This is a genomic window from Amycolatopsis xylanica (assembly GCF_900107045.1).
In the GTDB taxonomy this organism is placed as follows: Bacteria; Actinomycetota; Actinomycetes; order Mycobacteriales; family Pseudonocardiaceae; genus Amycolatopsis; species Amycolatopsis xylanica.
Genome location: NZ_FNON01000003.1, coordinates 231,963 through 248,817, shown reverse-complemented (window position 1 = coordinate 248,817; position 16,855 = coordinate 231,963). Strand labels below are relative to the sequence as shown.

At 66.8% G+C, this 16,855-nt stretch carries 11 protein-coding genes; 6 read left to right on the top strand and 5 right to left on the bottom strand.

The features are described 5' to 3' along the window. Position 1: 1 nt before the first annotated feature. A complete protein-coding gene (locus BLV57_RS14935) occupies positions 2-586 on the bottom strand; it encodes a papain-like cysteine protease family protein (protein ID WP_091289346.1) in 585 nt (194 codons plus the stop codon). 183 nt (positions 587-769) lie between these two features. Between BLV57_RS14935 and BLV57_RS14930 the strand changes: the two genes are divergently transcribed. Beyond that, a complete protein-coding gene (locus tag BLV57_RS14930) occupies positions 770-3,469 on the top strand; it encodes a helix-turn-helix transcriptional regulator (protein ID WP_091289345.1) in 2,700 nt (899 codons plus the stop codon). Here the strand turns inward: BLV57_RS14930 and BLV57_RS14925 are convergent. Further along, on the bottom strand, positions 3,466-4,863 hold the full coding sequence (locus BLV57_RS14925; protein ID WP_091289344.1) for an amidase: 1,398 nt from the start codon (positions 4,861-4,863) through the stop codon (positions 3,466-3,468). The genes BLV57_RS14930 and BLV57_RS14925 overlap by 4 nt on opposite strands. A gap of 81 nt (positions 4,864-4,944) precedes the next feature. On the opposite strand from BLV57_RS14925, the gene BLV57_RS14920 reads away from it, so the two are divergent. After that, entirely contained in the window at positions 4,945-5,577 is a 633-nt protein-coding gene (locus BLV57_RS14920) for a TetR/AcrR family transcriptional regulator (RefSeq protein ID WP_176968627.1), read from the top strand. Positions 5,578-5,860: 283 nt separating this feature from the next. Here the strand turns inward: BLV57_RS14920 and BLV57_RS14915 are convergent, their stop codons facing one another. Next, positions 5,861-7,009: a PLL family lectin gene (locus tag BLV57_RS14915; protein ID WP_091289342.1), complete on the bottom strand. Its 1,149-nt coding sequence runs from the start codon at positions 7,007-7,009 to the stop codon at positions 5,861-5,863. Between the two features lie 109 nt (positions 7,010-7,118). Between BLV57_RS14915 and BLV57_RS14910 the strand changes: the two genes are divergently transcribed. Further along, positions 7,119-7,613, top strand: coding sequence for a YfbM family protein (locus BLV57_RS14910; protein ID WP_176968626.1), 495 nt, complete (start codon positions 7,119-7,121; stop codon positions 7,611-7,613). Here the strand turns inward: BLV57_RS14910 and BLV57_RS14905 are convergent, their stop codons facing one another. After that, the gene (locus tag BLV57_RS14905) at positions 7,614-8,069 is read right to left on the bottom strand and encodes a hypothetical protein (RefSeq protein WP_143047062.1); all 456 of its coding nucleotides are present in this window, start codon (positions 8,067-8,069) and stop codon (positions 7,614-7,616) included. It abuts the gene before it with no gap. A gap of 179 nt (positions 8,070-8,248) precedes the next feature. Between BLV57_RS14905 and BLV57_RS14900 the strand changes: the two genes are divergently transcribed. Further along, positions 8,249-8,692, top strand: coding sequence for a nuclear transport factor 2 family protein (locus BLV57_RS14900; protein ID WP_091289339.1), 444 nt, complete (start codon positions 8,249-8,251; stop codon positions 8,690-8,692). Between the two features lie 475 nt (positions 8,693-9,167). Here BLV57_RS14900 and BLV57_RS14895 read toward each other — a convergent pair whose 3' ends face one another. After that, entirely contained in the window at positions 9,168-11,096 is a 1,929-nt protein-coding gene (locus tag BLV57_RS14895; RefSeq protein ID WP_176968625.1) for an RICIN domain-containing protein, read from the bottom strand. Between the two features lie 445 nt (positions 11,097-11,541). Between BLV57_RS14895 and BLV57_RS14890 the strand changes: the two genes are divergently transcribed. Then, complete coding sequence (locus BLV57_RS14890) at positions 11,542-12,474, top strand: hypothetical protein (RefSeq protein ID WP_176968624.1); 933 nt, start codon at positions 11,542-11,544, stop codon at positions 12,472-12,474. A gap of 50 nt (positions 12,475-12,524) precedes the next feature. Then, positions 12,525-16,799 carry an RNase A-like domain-containing protein gene (locus BLV57_RS14885; RefSeq protein ID WP_218134809.1) on the top strand — a complete coding sequence of 1,425 codons (4,275 nt, stop codon included), beginning with the start codon at positions 12,525-12,527 and terminating at the stop codon, positions 16,797-16,799. Positions 16,800-16,855: the final 56 nt, after the last annotated feature.

Sequence of the window (16,855 nt, the reverse complement as noted above, 5' to 3'; positions counted from 1 at the left end):
GTCAGTCCTCGATTCCGTACACGGTGTGGGTCCAGGTGAACTGGCTGTTGCGCAGGTACGACGTGTAGTTCATGTGGTTGTAGCGCGGGTTGCTGCCCCAGGGATCGCCGAAGTCCACTTTCGAGGTACTCGTGGAGTTGTCGTAGCCGTAGAGCACGTGCATGTGCCCGCCGCCGTTGCTCCAGCCGATCCTGGTGCCGATGGGCCGCCCGGCGTCGATCTGGCTCTTGATCGAGGCGAAGCTGAGCGTCTGGCCGTTCGAGTTGTAGGTGCCCGCGTTGCTGAAGCCGAGCCAGCGGAACACCCGCTGCTGATCACTCAGATAGCCCTGGTTGTTCGCGCAGGTGGTCCCCGACTCGTTGTGCGCGACCTGGCAGAACTTGGTCTGCGACAACGTGTGTCCGAAGTAGGCGGCGATCGTGTTGCCACTGGCGTCCCAGCACCAGTTGCTCTTCTCCTGCGCTTGCATCTGGATGCCGACCTGACCCTTGAGCTGGACTGCGGTCGCCGTCGCGGGCGCCTGCAGTGCGAAGACCGAGACGGCGGCGCAGGCCGCCGCCAGTCCGCGCGCGAGTGAGCGTTTCACGGGCACTCCTTACGCTAAGTGCGCATCAGGGAATTGTGTGTAACGTGACGCCAGAAGATTCACCCGTAAGTGGTGAGGCTGACAACCCTCTGGTCAATAAGTGAGGACCCGTATTGGTAATTCCTCACCCCGGAGAGCGAATTCCCTCCTTTGGGAGGGGTGCACAGTGACTAAAGTCCTGACATGGTGTCGAGTGCGGCCTTGCCGGAAGCCGCGCGGCCCGCCGCCTTCGTCGTCGTCGAAGGTGAACCAGGCGCGGGCCGGTCTGCCTTGCTCGCCGATTTCGCAGGCCGGGCCGGTCGTGAGCACGTCGTGCTTTCGGCGCGCTGCACCCGCCTGCGCCGTCCGGTCCCGTTAGGACCGTTGCTCGAGGCGGTGATCGCGTTCGGTGGCAACTGGAATCCGGTGTCCGCCAAGCTGTCCCCGTTGACGGGCGCGCTCCGGCCATCGCTGCCCGAATTGGCGGGGATACTGCCCTCGTGGAACGGGGAAACCCCTACGCGCCATCAGATTTTCCGCGCGCTGCGGGAATTGCTGACCCTGCACGACCGCACGCTGCTGGTGCTCGACGACGTGCACGAAGCCGATGAGGAAACCCAGGATTTCCTGCGTTTCCTGGCAGGCGGCATGTCACCGCGCCTGACCGTCGTCGTCAGTTCGGTTTCACGGCTTCCGCACTCCGGCGCGACCGCCCGGGTGGTGCTGAGTCCTTGGGGGATAGACGAAATCGCGGCGCTCACCGGCTCCCGCGAGGTGGCCAAGCACATCCGGGAGCGGACCGGGGGAGTCGCCGGCGCCGTGATGGCGATGCTGAAGACGGGCGACGATTTGCCCACCGCCTGGTGCGACGCGCTGACGGCGCGGATGGAAGGCACCGAGGGCGCGCCGATCGCCGAGGCGGCCGCCGTGCTGGGCGGTCCCGCGTGCGCCGCCGCGCTCGCCGCGGTGTCGGGTGTCGCCGCGACCGAGCAGGCCATCACGGCGGCATTGGCCGCCGGACTCCTGCTCGACCACGGCCGCGGCCGCTACGTCTCGCGCAGCCCGCTGGTGTCGGATGCCTTGTACGAAGCCATTTCCGGGCCACGACGCTGTGTGCTGCACACCAGGGCCGCGGACTTCCTGGCCGCGGCCACCGAGCCGGCCGCTGACCGCGTCGCCCACCATTTCCGGCAGGCGGGCGCGCTCGACGACTGGGTCCGCTGGACCTCCGACGCGGTCGACCGCGCCGCCGACGACGGCAGGCCGGACGAGACCATGCGCCTGCTCGAAGCGGCGCTGGAAGACCCGGAGCTGCCGCGCGCGGCTTGCGAGGTCTTCGCGGTCCGGCTCAGCCGCGAGCTGGCACTCGGCCTGGCGCACGAGCGCACGGTGCGGCTGCTGCGCCGCACGATCCGCGACTGCCCGCTGACCAGGTCGGCGCGCGGTGAGATCCGGATCAACCTCGGCCGCGTGCTGGTCAACCAGACCGGTCAGGTCGACGCGGGCCGCGACGAGATCGAGCTCGCCGCCGCCGATCTCGCGCACCGCCCGGCGCTGCTCGCCCGCGGCCTGGCGACACTCGCGCTGCCCCACGTCGGTGCCGTCCCGGTCGAGCAGAACCTGCGCTGGCTGGACCAGGCCGAGCAGGTCAGTAAGCGCGTTCAGGACGTCGAAGTGCTCCTCGCGGTCTCCGCGAACCGCGTGTCGAGCCGGATGCAGGTGGCCGACCCCGGCGCCTGGGACGCCATCGGCACGCTCCCGCGCGCGCCCCAGTCCGCCGAGGTGCGCTGGCAGCTCAGCCGCACGTACATCAACCTCGCGGACGCGGCCGCCTGGAACGGCCACTACCCGGTCGCGCGCGCCTACCTCGCCACCGCGAAACGCCTGATCAGCGACGAGAACCAGCCGTACCTCGAGGCATTGGCGACCGGCACCGAGCTGCGCGTCGACGTCGAGACCGGCGCGTGGTCCGAAGTGGACGGTCAGGCCCGCCGCCTGGTCGAGCAGGTCGGCGCGACCAGCTCACTCGCCGCCGAACCGTTGCTGGTGCTCGGGTGGCACGATTTCGGCCAAGGCCGCCGCGCCCCGGCCCTGCGCAACTTCGACGCCGCCTGCGCACTCGCCGCGGGCAGCGCTCCGATCCAGGCCTCCGCGTTCGCGGGCCGCGTCGCGGTCCATCTCGCGGGCAAGGACCTCGCGGTCGCCTGCCGACTCGCCGACCAGGGCATCGCCAGCGTCCGCCGCAAGAACAACTGGGTATGGGCCGCCGAACTGGTCCCGCTCGCGATCCGGGTCCTGCTCGCCCAGGAGCGCACCGCCGACGCCACCGCGCTGCTGGCCGAATACCGCCACGGCGTCGACGACCGCGACGCCCCGCTCGCCCATGCCGCGGCCCTGTTCGCTGAGGGCCTGCTCGCGCACGCCGCCGCCGATCTTGCCACCGCGGCCGGTCTCCTCAGCCGCGCGAGCCGTGCGTATCGCGAACTCCCGCGCCCCTCCGCAGCTGCCAACGCGGACGAACTCGCGGGCGAATGCTTCGCCGCACTCGGCGACCACCAGCGAGCCCGCGCGGCACTCACCGCGGCCGAGTCGGGCTACCGCGCACTGGCGGCGGCCGCCGACGCCCAGCGCTGCCGCCGCACCTTGGTCCGCTACGACCCCACCACCCCACGCCGCGGCCGCCGGGGTTACGGCAGCGAGCTGTCCCCGCGCGAGATCGAGGTCGTGGAACTGGCCGCGCAAAGCCTCACCAACCGCGAGATCGCCGCGCGCCTGTTCCTGTCCGCGCGTACCGTCGAAGTCCATCTCGGCCGGGCACTGCACAAGCTCGGGCTGCCTTCACGCACGATGCTGAGCCAGGAGCTCCTGCGCAAGCACCTGTCCACGCGCCCGATGACCGCCTAATCCTGGATGCGCCGCCAGGCCTGCTGCTGCTCCAGCTCGAACGCGGTCTCGATCAGGCTGCGCTCGTCGCCGTGCGCCGCCGACAGCTGCACGCCGACCGGCAGCCCGTCGTCGGTCTGTCCCATCGGCAGCGAGATCGCCGGATTGCCCGAGACGTTGTCCATCGGCGTGAACGCGACGTAGTGCAGCAGCCGCTCGATCAGCGTGTCGAAGGGGACCGCCGGGCTGATGTGGCCGAGCTTCGGCACGCTGTGCGCGAGGACCGGCGACAGCAGGAGTTCGTGGCGCTGGAACAACTTCGCGTGCGCGTGCTTGACGCGGGAGAGCCTGCGCAGCGCGGCCGGGGTGTGCCGCAGGTTGCGCAGATAGTGCGCACGCAGGCCGAGGGTGAGACCGTCCAATTTGGTCCGGTCGTAGCGCCGGTCCACCAGCAGTTTGCCGGTGCCAGCCGCGAGTGTGGCCAGCATGCCCCAGTAGAGCGTGAAGTCGCTCGCGAACGTCTCGTCCACCGGCAGTGTCACCGGCGTGACGACGTGTCCTTGCTTCTCGAGCAGTGTCGCGGTCCGTTCGACGGCCGCCCGGGTCGGTGCGTCGAGCACCGCGCCGGTGACGCTCTCGGTGATCAGGCCGATCCGCAGGCGCCGCCGCGCGGGGCCGTGCACCAGCCCGATCGGGGGCAGCGCGGGGTTGCGCCAGTGGTCTTCCTGCGCGGCGATGAACGCGGCGGTGTCGCGGACGGACCGGGTGACCACGCCCTCCGAGATGATCTTGATGGGCAGCCTGGCGGCCTCTTCGCCGTCCAAGTGCCTGCCACGGCTGGGTTTCAGCCCGATCAGCCCGGCGCAGGCGGCCGGGATCCGGATCGACCCGCCACCGTCGTTCGCGTGCGCGAGCGGCACGACGCCGGCGGCCACCAGCGCGGCCGACCCGCCGGAGGAAGCGCCGACCGAGTACTCGGGGTTCCAGGGATTACGCACCGGGTCGGCGTTCATGTATTCGGTCGTCGCGTTGAAGCCGTACTCCGGCATCCGGCTCTTACCAAGCACTGTTAAGCCGGTAGAGACGAACTGGCTTGCGTAGCGGCCGTCCGCCTTCGCGGGCGCTGCCACGTAGGCCTCAGTGCCGTGGTTGGTCGGCATGCCGCGCAGGTCGGTGTTGTCCTTGACAAACGTCGGGACGCCGAACAGAGCCGCCTCGGGGTCCTGCCCGTGCCGAGGGCTTTCGTAAACGGAGTGGACGACGGCGTTGAGCGAGGTGACGCGTTCCGCTCGCGCGATCGCCGCCTGTGCCAGCTCGGCGGGACTGACCTCACCGCGCCGGACCAAGGACGCCAGCCCCACCGCGTCGTGATCAGCCAGCGCGTCGTCGGTGAACGCGTGCACCCGGTCCGCCATCGTGAAACTCCTTCAGGTCCAGTGGCCTCCATCATGACCGAAGTCTGGAAGAACTTCCAGACTTTGCGTACCGTGTCCGCCGTGACCACTCCCAAGCGCCACCACCGCGAGCGTGGGAAGGCCCGCCGGGACGCCCTGCTGCGCGCCACCGTCGAAGTGGCGGCCGAGCAGGGGACCGCGGGCATCACACACCGGGCCGTCACCGAGAAGGCAGGCGTCCCGCTGGCGACGGTGAGCTACTTCTTCGACTCGATCACCCAGCTCGTCGAAGAAGCCTTGCGAACGTTCACCGCCTCCGAACGAGCCCGCCTCATCGAACTCGCGAACGCGCTCGGCGCCGAGCGGCGCTCCCCGGACGAGATCGCCGCGGCCTTCGCCGCCGAGTCCGCTCCCGATCGCTCGGCAGCGCTGGCGATGTTCGAGGCCTACCTCCACGCCGCCCGAGGCCCGGAACTCCACGCCCCCGTCTCGGAAGCACTGGCCGCGTCCCGCCAAGTCGCCTCGGCCGCGGCCCGTGCCGCAGGCGCGCCCGACCCGGACCTCATGGCGCCCGCGCTGGCCGCCTTGGCGCACGGTTTCGTCATGCACCAGCTCGCGGTCCCCGGCCAGGTCGCCCCGGACGCGCTGCGCTCCGCGCTGCGTGCGCTGTTCCTCGGTTATCTGCTCGACAACGGCCACGTGGAGCTGGCACTCAGCCTGCGCGCTTCGGGGTAGCGACGCAGGTCACCCGGACGCCCGGGAACACCAGCGGCCCCGAAGCGTTGTACAGGGTGTCGGTACGGAGGAGTCCCCGGGCCTCACCCCTTGCCTTCACGGAATACCGGTCAGGCCGGAGCCGTGTCGAGCCACTCGCCGAGAGGCGACCCCCGTACCGGCCTTGAACTCCCGCCTCTGCTCGCAGGCTGTTCCCCCAGGCAGCCTTCGCTGGACAGGGGCGGGCCTTATCGTTCGACACGGGCGACGGTCCCCCAAAGCCGATTTGGGGGACCGTCCCGGTTCAGCCGTGCAGCGGCCCGCCGAACGCGAAGTACGCCGTGAAGCCACCCACGAAATTGGTCTGGATCCTGCTGTACAGCCGGTTGTCGGTGCCTCGCACGATGAACTGGTCGGCCACCGTCCTCGTGCCCGCCGGCGCTCCGCCACTCGCCGCCGGATTGCCGAACGAGGTGCCGCGCAGATCGACATAGCCGCCGAAGCGTGTCGACCCCGGCGGCCGCCGGTTCAGGTAGATCCGGAGGTTGGTGCCCCGGTGGTAGAACTGCAACCCGTTGTCCGAGGCGATGGACGCGGCGATGTCACTGGTGGCGACACCGCCCAGGTTGACCCAGCCGGGGTTGTCGAAGTTCCAGAGGAAGATGGCCTGGCTGCCCGATTGCCGGGCGAACACCTCGTTGCCCCGCGGCGTGAACGAGGCGCCCGCGTTGACCAGCGTCGGGTTTCCGGTCGTGAACAGGTCGCCGAGCTGCGACCACCCGGTGATCACCCCGGTGCTGTTGTTGATGACCGTGGAGTAGAGCCGGTTGACCACGCCCCGCACCACGAGCCGGATGTTGACGTCGAGTCCCGGCGAATCGATGACCGACGCCGAGAGCTCACTGGTGGCGAAGAGGCCCAGGTTGACCCAGCCCTGCGGCGCGCCTTGGACGAGCAGGTTGGTGAAGACGGAGCCGGTGTCCATGTCCCGCGCGAAGATCCGGATCATCGGCGGCTGGGAGCCCCGAGGCGGGATCTTGACCGCGGTCACCTCGCTCGAGATCCGCAGCCCGGGAATGACCTGGAAGGGAGTCGGGAAGTTGTACGAGACGATCAGGCTGGTGATCGCCTGATTGTCGGTGCCGCGCGCGAAGATCTGCGCGCCATCGGGCGCGGTGACACCGGTCGGGTCACCGACGATCTGCTGGCCGAGCGAACGGAAGTCCTCGTAGCCGTTGGTGCTGGGCGTGCCCCGGCTGTACAGGATGGACCCGTCCAGCCCGCGGGAAACCATGAACAGCCCCGATGGGTCGATCACCGGAGTGCTGTTGAAGGTGACGTCCGGGCCGAGCGGCTCCGCGTCGGCGGCGGCCGTGCCCGGTGCCAGAAGCCCGGCCAGTGCGGCGATGGCCACCCCGGCGAGTATCCGGCGCCTGCTGCGTATCGCGATCATGTCTCCTCCATGAAGGGTTGCGACGTGATCGCGAAGCTAGGTACGCCCGCTTGTGAGAATGTTGTGGAACCTCAGTGGCCGAGCCGATCGCCGCGCTACCGTCTCGCCCATGGCCTGCCGCGGATACTTCCTCGCCCTCGACGAACCCCTCGCGGCGCGTTTGCTGGTCCACGACGGCGACGACGAGCGCCTCATCGAGTTCATCAGGGACCTCGACATGACCGACGACGTGCCGGACGAATGCGAGGTGGACAAGGCCTGGGACGGCATCCACCGCTGCCTCACCGAGGGCGCGCTCGGCGGCGAGGACGGCACGTATCCCCTCAACGCGGTGGTACTCGGCGGCCTGCCACTGCATCAGGGCGAGGACTACGTCGTCAGCTACAACACCCCGGCGGAGGTCCGTGAGGTCGCCGCCGCGCTCGCCGGCCTCGACCTCACGTCCTTCGCCGACAGGTACTGGAAACTCGACCCGGACGACTACGGCGCCCCGGTCGACCAGGATGGCCTGGCGTACCTGACCCGCTACCTGCGGAAGATCACCGAGTTCTACGAACAGGCCGCGAAGACGGGCCGAGCGAGCGTGTTCGTCGTCGACCAGTGACTAGATGACGAGGAGCGCGAACGTGCTGGAAGAGGCAGACCAGTAGAGATCTGTCTCGGGGTGATACACCCGCAGCGTGAGGCTGGCCCGGAGGCTGAAGGAGACGCTGAGGCTGAAGTTCCCGTTCGGCCTGCAGGTGCCGCTCGCGACATCCACCCACACGTTTCCCGCGAGCCGCTGCACGACGATCGGCTCACCGCCTTCGATGGCAGCTGATTCGAGGCCACCCGTCTCTTTGAGCGAGCCAGTGACCTTGGTCGTCTCGCCGAGCTTGATTCTGGACTTCGAAACCCCTGCTTCGATTTTCAGTTTGTGTTTGTTCGAGGCATGGGCGGTTGCCGACATCGTGGGGGCGATGGCGTCGGCCGAGGCCGGAGTGGCCAGTCCGGCCACGAGACAGCTGAGTACGACGGCCGACAACGCACGGCCGGCACGGAACAATGATGGCGTGGTCATCACCGCAGTAGACCATCATCGACAGGCGGAGACGGCCGAAGTCCCCCGGCTGTGCCGGGCGATCCCCCTTTTGTGTGCCGGCCACTTGTTGATTCATCCCATTCGTTTCCCGGCAGGGAAGTGGATCACGGTGCTAACGTCGGCGGTGATATTCCGATCGATGTTCCTGGGGGTTTCCAATGAGCTTGACCGCCGACGACCGCCTGCTGATCCACGAGGTGATCGCACTCCATGGCCACCTGTGTGACGCCAGCGCCTACGAACGCTTCGACGAGGTGTTCACGCCCGATCTCGAGGTCGACGTCAGCGATCTCGGCCTCCGGCCCGTACCCGCGGGCGATCCCTCCCGGTCGCGCCTCGACGCGTATATCGCCGTCGCGCGGAACCGGGGGCCTGGCAGCACGCTCGCCATGCTGGTCACCAACATCATCGTCCGCGAGGACGGCGACGGCGCCAGGGCGTGGTCCAAGGGCCTGACCGTGAACCAGGACGGTGCCGTCGCCGGCTTCACTTACGAAGATCAGCTTGTGCGCACCGGCCAGGGCTGGCGTATCAGGCGCCGGAAGGTCTCACCTCGTCGCGAGCCTGGGCGTGGGCTCGAACCACTCGTCCTGCCCGGCTGAGGCCACAAAGGACATTCAGCCGGCGGAAAACAAAACTCCCCAAGCCAACAATGATGTTGGCTTGGGGAGTGGTGGCCGTCCACGGGGAATCCCGACTGGCCGCTGACAATATGCCAAGTGACGGTTAGAGCCTACATCTGGCGGCAACCTGTGCTCACATCTCGGCCCAAGCCCGAGGTGAGGTGGTTCACCCAGTGACAGACAGAGCTCACAGTCACACGCACAGCGCTACGACATCGACGATGCTGACGCCCACGAGCTCGTGGACATGGTCGTCGAAGCTCTTGAGGAGGGCGGCGACGCCGTCGAGGACACGACTTGATGTCTAGATCGTGAGTTTCACTCGCGGCTTGGGGGCAATCGCCGATTCGGCAAGGCGGGGAGAGCACGAAGCCCATCGGCAAATCCCGAGATCTCGGGATTTGCCGATGGGCTGGTGCATGGAGGGTTTGCTAGACGTCCGCAGCTTGTTTGGCTACGCGGTGGTGAGCTGGTGCACTGTCCACCGCTGGTTGAGTTCCCCGGTGCCGTCGTACTGGATGACGGCCGAGCCGTTGGCGGTGTAAGCGTTCTCGACATCGGCGAATTTGCCGGTGTAGGCGCTAGCCAGGCCGAGGCTGCCGTTGTCGCCCTGGGTGAACACCCACTGCTGTGAGCCGGCGAAGTGGCAGCCGTATTGAATCAGCGGCGCACCGTTGGCAGGATCGCTGTTGAGCATGTCCAGGCATTTGCCGGAGTTCTTGTTCTTGAGCCCGTACTTCTTTTCGCCCAGCGAGATCAGTTCCCACACCTGCTTGACTCCCTGGGTGCAGTCCCAGATCTCGGTACGTGCCGAGTCAGCGTTGGCGCCGGCGTCGGGTCGGTCCGTGCGGCCGGCGACCTGCAGGCACCGGCCGGAGTCGACGCTCTTGAGCTCGATGGTGCCGGGGGTCATCGAGACGGTCCATGAGACGTGGGTCGGGTCGATGATGCGCCATTTCTGGTCGATCGAGTTGGTGTTGGTGTACTGCACGACGAGGGTCGCGTTGCCTGTTCCAGAGTCCAGCGCGGTGGCGAACTTGCCGGTGGCGACATTGCGCAGCTGGAAGGTGCCGTTGACGTCTTCCAGGAATTCCCAGCGCTGAGTGGCCTTCGCGTCGTCGCAGGCGTGCTGGACGACGTTGTCCCCGTCGAGGTCGAGGCAGTGCTTGGAGGCGAGGTTCTGCAGCGTGTACTGGCCGTTGTCCTTGGCCAGCAGTTCCCAGACCTGCTTGGGTCCGCGCTGGCAGTCCCACAGTTCGGTGGTGGCGCCGTCGGCGTTGGCGCCTTCGTCGGGCTGGTCCCAGAGGCCGGAGACCTGCAGGCAACGTCCGGACTGGGTGCCCTGCAGTTCGATGACGCGGTTGTTCTTCGGCTTGATCAGGTCTGCCTTGGCGGCGGCGTGCCGACCCGTGTTGAGGAAGTTGTTACGGTCCGCGACGGTTCCGGCCAGGGCGGCGCGTGCGGCGGCGACGAGGTTGGGCTGGAAGCCATCGCGTTCGGCCGCGTCGAGGATCACCCGCACCTGACGTTCGGCTTCGATGGCGGCGAGGCGGTCGCGCTCGTCGAGGTCGGCTTTGTGTGCGGCGTGCACGCCGGTGTAGATGAAGGCCTTCCACGCGGCCGGGTCCCGGTTGTCATAGGCGGCCTGTGCAGCAGCCTTGACCTGGGCTCCGGTGGTGCGGCGGATGATCTCGTAGATGAACTCGTGGTCAGGCAGGTTCTTGTCGGCCTCGGAGGCGACGGCGCCCAAGGCTGCGGAGAACGCCGCAGCCTTGGCTTCCTGGTTCGCCTTGCGCTCGGCGGCTTCCCGCTCGAGCCGGTCGGCCTCGTCGATCTTGCGCTGGCGATCGATGGCGGCCGCGTCGTGGATGCCCTTGACGATGAACGCCTGGCGCTGCTCCTCGGTGGTCCCCTGCTTGAGGACGGCAGCCGCGGCCTTCTTCACGTCGCTGCCCGCCTCGGCGCGCTCCCACAAGCGGAAAATGAAATTCTCGCTGGTCGCATCAAGCATTTCATCGGTGGCTACAATGCCGAGTTCCTGCGCGGCGGAGCGTCGCTCTGTGTCACGCTGCGCTTTTACGGCTTTGGCGATCTGGTCGAGCCGGTCGGCTTCGTAGATGCCGGTCTCGATGTACTTCTTGCAGGCCAGTTCATCGACGTTGTCGGTGAAGGCTCGCAGTGCGGCGGCCTTGATCTCGGTGCCTTCTTTAGCCTTCTGCCACAGGGCGATGACGAAGTTCTTGTCGCTGAGCACCAGCAGATCTTCGCGGGCTTGGATACCCAGCACTCGGGCGGCGGCGATCTTCGCCTCTTCCGACGACTCTGGCACTGTGGCCAGCGCGGATGCTGCCACAGGTGCGGCAAGCGCGGGCGCGGCGGTCATCCCGGCCGCGACCGACGTCGCGACGACGAGCGCGGCGATCCCCCGCACGCCATAGGTGACAAACGATGTTCTGGTGAACATCAGAAACTTCCCCCCTCATTCAATTAACTGTGCGGCATCACTCGAAAAGAGTAGTCCGACTCCCCGCAGTCGAATGCCGATCGGACTTTCGCACGCGGTTCGCGTTACATGCAACTTTGGTGATCCACATCACCGAACCCCCGGCCTTCGTCTGGTCTGGCGCGTGCTAAAAAAAGGTCGGGCAAATTCTAATTTCACATTTGCAGGGGGGAACGGCATGGGGCGTCATACGCTCATGCGCGCGGTCATGGTCACCGCGATAGTCATAGGAACAACTGGGGCGATCACACCCACCACGGCAATCGCGGACACTGTGATAGCCGCTGTCGACCCTGCTCAGCAGGCAGCGGCAGATCGTGCGCGGGTGAAGCGGATCGCCAAGCGGGACCCGCGGCCGGAGGTCCAGACCTCCGCGTGGACCGCGCTGCTGAGCAGCCGGGGAGATGAGGCGATCGCCGAATTCCTGGCCACCGGCCTGGACAAGGCCAGGGCACGTGCGATCGACAACGCACGGCGCAATACCGACATCATCCAGCGCACCATCACCACATCGCTGCCAGGCAGCAACGTGCGTGTCACCGCCGAACGCGCACTGCGCGGCACCGACGCCGAGAGAGACGAATACGTCCGCACCGGTTTTGCCAAGGCTCAGGAAGCGGATCGACTCAACGACAACAAGTACCAGGAGCACGTCGCCAAGCAGGCTCAGGCGGACCGTGACTACGTCACTCACTTGTCAGTCGATGATCCCGGGCCGCAGGTGCGGGCAGCGGCGGCACGTGCGCTACGCACCGGCGACGACGCCGACATCGCGGACTTCTTCACCTACTACTGGCCCAGCGCGACGAAGCTGGACGACGAAGCCTTCCGGATGTTCACTGCCGACCAGGACGTGATCTGGCACAACACCGTGCGCCGACTGCAGGAAGCGGCGCTGGCCGCTGAGCAGGCCGAACGCGAATCGTCCGGGGCGCTCGCCGACAAGGCACGTGCCGACGCGATCGCCGCGTGGCGCTCGATCGGAGACCAAGCCGACGTGTCATCGGTCAACTGGGGCGCTGAGCGGGACAAGGCATTGGCCCAGGTCGCTTCCTGGGCAGCGGTCGCCGACTACGCCCGCGCCGCGACCACCGGCCAGGACTGGGCGAGCGTGCTCGCCCGCGCCGGCGCCAACCAGAAGTCTTGGGCCGACGAAGCCGAATGGGCTATTACTCAAGCCGCGAAGTGGACCGGTATCGCGGACCAAGCCCGCGCGAGCGCGGAGGCGGCCATCATCCGCAACGGGGGGAACCAGTGAACGCGAGACACGGAGTCCCAAGGGCCGCCTGGTGGCGGCGAAAACTCACCGTGGCAGTTGTCCTGATGGTGATCAGCGCCATGCTCGGCGGCACTGTTCAGGTGGCTGCCTTCGCTGCGCCGACTGCTTCGGCGAGCACCATCGTGCCCGCCGCCGTCACCGATGACGACGAGGACGCATTCAACAGGCAACTCGTGGAGGACATCGCCAAGGGCGCGGCCGACATCGAGGTGCGAGAGGCTGCTCAAGCGGCTCTGGACACCAACGATCCGGCCAAGATCCTCGAGTTCCTCGACTACGGCGAACCCGCTGCCAAGAAGCGAGCGGCGGACCGCAAGAAGCTCGTGATCCTCGAAAACCGCGAGAAAGTGAAGCTTTGGGCCGAGACCGGTGGCCCCAATGTCCGGGCAGGTGCGAAAGCGGCCTGGGACAGCGGTGACGATGTCCGGATCGGCGACTTCGTGGCCTATGGCAAGGAAATCGCCGAGAAGCAAGACGCACAGGCCGCGGTGGATACCAAGGCCGAGCAGGAGCGGATCATCGGCCGCGTCCGTGACATGGTGGCCCATGGTGGCCCGCAGGTGAAGGTGGAAGGCGAAGCCATCCTCGCCATCGGTGACTACGAGCAGATCGCCGAGTTCTACAAGACCGGCTACGCCGAGGCCAACAAGCGCGACCACGACTACCAAGCCCAAATCGAAAAGGCGCTCGACGACCGCAACAAGGCCGTCGCCGCCCTTACCGACCTGGCCAAGCGCTCCGCGGACGCGGCGACCGCTCGTGCCGAGATCATCCGCGCCAACATGGAGGCGCTCAAGTTTCTGGAAGACGGCGTCCGGTTCATGCAGCTGGGCACTGCGGCCGCACGCAACGCCGATCGCATCTTCCAAGAAGACAAGCCGCTTCGCGCGAACGGTCAACGAGGTCGCAACCCTGAGATCGACGCGTTCAGAGCAGAAGCCGCCCAGAACGCCAGGCAGGCCGCCGAGACCGCAGAACTGACTGGGAGCACTAGCGCGCAGGCGCAAAACGCAGCAACGAAGCTCGAACAGGCCGGGATGACCAACGGGCTCGACTGGGCCAAGGTCACCATCGCCGTGGGCGCCGCTACCAAGGCGGCCGCGAAGGCAACAGAAACCGCGCAGCATGCGGCCGAGGCGACGCTGGCCGACAGCCGTGCGCTTGACGCCGACGCGAACGCGCAGGAGCACGCGGACAACGCGCGGAAATGGCGAGAGGAAGCGGAACGGCAGGCACAGGCCGCAGCTGATCTGGCCGCCGCCGCGAAGGTGCAGGAGCAGATCGCAGTCAAGGCCGCGGAGCGAGCCAAGGCCCAGCAACTGGCTGCCGAAGATGCCGCACGTAAGGCGCGTGCGCACGCGGCGAACGCGCGCACGGCACGCGTCAACGCCCAGGCGGCGGCGTCGAACGCGATCGATCGAAGCAACAAGGCGGTCCTCGCGCACAATGTCGCTGTCAAGGCGAAGGTCGCCGAGGACGCCGCGTTCAAGCGAACCCAGCAGGCTTCCTCGGATCTGTGGTTCGCCGTGCACTCATGCGGTATCAAGCAGAGCTACGCCGACCAGGTCGAACAAGGTCTCAAGCGAGCCCGGGACGAGGCGATCGCGGCTGGCAAGGACGCCGATGAGGCCACCAAGGTTATGGGTGAGATGGCTACGCGGGCTCGTGCGGACGCCAACGCTTCGGCTGGATACGCCGACCGTGCTCGTGCGTTCGCCAATCGGGCCAAAGCGGAAGCCGACGCCGCGCGGGCGGAAGCCCAGCGAGCCAAGCAGGCCGCAGCTCAGGCCGATCAGGAAGCCGTGACTGCACGTCGGGCCGCTGACGAAGCCAACCGGCTGACCATTGAGGCGGTTGTTGCCGTCAACGCGGCGAAGTCCGCTGCGGAGAACACGCAGAGCGAGGCTTATGCCGCGGTGGACGAAGCGGCTCAAGCCACCTATCAGTCTGCCGTCGCGGGCCGGGCTGCGTACGCTGCGAGAGCCTCGTCCGCGCAGATCATCGATCCGGCACACACCGCGATCGATCTGGGCACACCGAGCTCGGAGGTCAACGCAGACGCACGGTTCGCCTTGGAAGCGGCTGCCGATGCGCTGGCAATCGGTGCTGAGCAGGCCGCGGCCGCACAGGCCAAGGCGCGGGAGGCTGACGAGGCCGCTCAGCGCGCCCGTGGTGCGGCAGAAGCGGCCATCGACGAGGTCAAACCCGCGTTCGAGGCAGTCGAGCGCGCGGCCGAGTCCGCCGCGGCGGCAGCGCAATCCGCCGAGGCCGCGAACAACGCGGCCAACGCAGCGGCGCAGTCCGCGCAGAACGCGCACCGAGCATCCAACGACGCTTCACAAGCTTCTTCGATGGCTCGCTCCGAGGCCGTGCAGGCCAGCAACGCGGCGGCGATCGCTTCGTCGGCTGCCGAGGTGGCCGGCAAGGCCGCCGGTGAAACCGAGGCGCTGTATGCCTGGGCAGTCGAGACGACCGGCAACATTCACCAGTTCGCCACCAACGTCCAAGCGTCACTCACGCAGTTCTACGACCTTAAGAAGCAAGCCGAGGAAGAAGCCCGGCTGAAGCGCGAAGAGGCCGAACGGCACCAACGCGAGCTTGAAGCCAACTTCCTGCTCGGTGCGACCAACGTCATCAAATGCCTGAAGTACAGCAACCCTGCGGCCTGCGGCGAGGTCAAGTCGAAGATCGACGAACTGGCAGGTAAGGCGAAAGACGCAATCAGCGACTACTACGTCGTCCTGCTTAGCTGCACTTACGGCAATGACGAGCAGGCCTGCGTCAAGCTCCGCGAAGCCAACGCCAAGATCGAATACTTCGTGACGCAAGCGATCGACGGATTCAAGGAAGGCGCGGTCAACTTCGGCAAGGGGCTGCTGGAGCTCGGCCACTGCGGACTAGCAGGTCCTGCTGTCCCCAGTGGCTATGCCGCGTGTGGCCGGATCGCCGATAGCTTCAAGCAGATCCTTGATCACCCACTCGAACTGTTCCACCTCAGCGAGTGGGACCGCAACCCCGGCAAGGCGCTCGGGCTGTCCCTGTTCGATCTCACCACCTTCGCCATCCCGAACCCCGCTGGTGCCCTGATCAAGGCACTGGACGCAGTCGGCAGCGCAGTGGGACGAGCGGTCGCCAAATTCCTGAACAACGTGATCAAGATCGATCACTTCGCTGTCCCATTGGCCAACTTCGCCAACAAAGTGGCCGAAGTCCTGGGCCTCACCCTCAAGATCGAGAACGGGCTTCCCAAGGTCACGAACGGGATCGTGAAGATCGATGGCGTGCCATATCGCCTGGAGATCGGCGCGATCAAGGCCGAAGGCGATCTTGCCAAGCTGGAGGGGATGGCAGGCCGTATCGAGGGCGGGACGATCCGTCTCGAGGGCGACGTCGCCAAGTTCGAAGGCGGAACGCTCAAGGTGGAGCCGGTCCATCCAGGACTCGAACCCACCTCACCGATCAAACCGGACCCCTTCGGCCCTGGATGCAACAGCTTCGCGGCGAGCACTCAGGTTCTCATGGCGGACGGTCGCACCAAACAGATCTCCCAGATAGCGGTCGGAGATGAGGTGGCGAACAGCGTTCCCGACAGCGGCGTCGTCGAGAAGCGCAAGGTTCTGGCGGTGAATGTCACCGACAGTGATCGCGAGTTCGTGGATCTTGCGGTCGGCGCATCGACCATCACGACAACCGCGCACCACTGGTTCTGGAATCCGGCCAAACACGGCTGGGTTGACGCCGGCGACCTGCGTGCAGGTGACCGAGTGGCCACGCCCGGCGCCGACGCCGAGGTCAGAGCAACGCGTGCCTACTCCAGCACGATGCGCACGTACAACCTGAGCGTCGATGCGGTGCACACGTTTTACGTCGTTGCCGGAAACACTCCGGCGCTGGTCCACAACTGCGGCAACTTGACGGCGGACGCGGCCAAGTTCCGTGACGCTCACATCTTGGACGAGCACGTCAACGTCACTCCGCAGCAGGCAATAGACCTGGCCAAGGCGAAATCGACGAGTGGCACCAACGGCGTGTTCCTCGATCAGCAGATCGCTCAGCAGGTCGTCGACTACGCACTGGCCTCCAACGCAACGAAGATCAGCAACTGGCTCCGTAAGACCGGCAGTGAAGCCTCACCTCGCAACCTGGAGCTCACGGGAGCGTTCGGGGCTGACAACCCGCTCGGATGGGTCGCCAAGGCGGATGGGGCTATCGTCAACTCCACCAATAGGTACTTTATCGTTTTGAAGCGTGACAAGAGCCACAAACCAGGAGGCTACTTCGTGCTGACCGGGTATCCACTCTAGGAGTTATGAATGCCATTCACAGACGTTGACTTCGGCCTGACCGGGTTGTCGTCGAG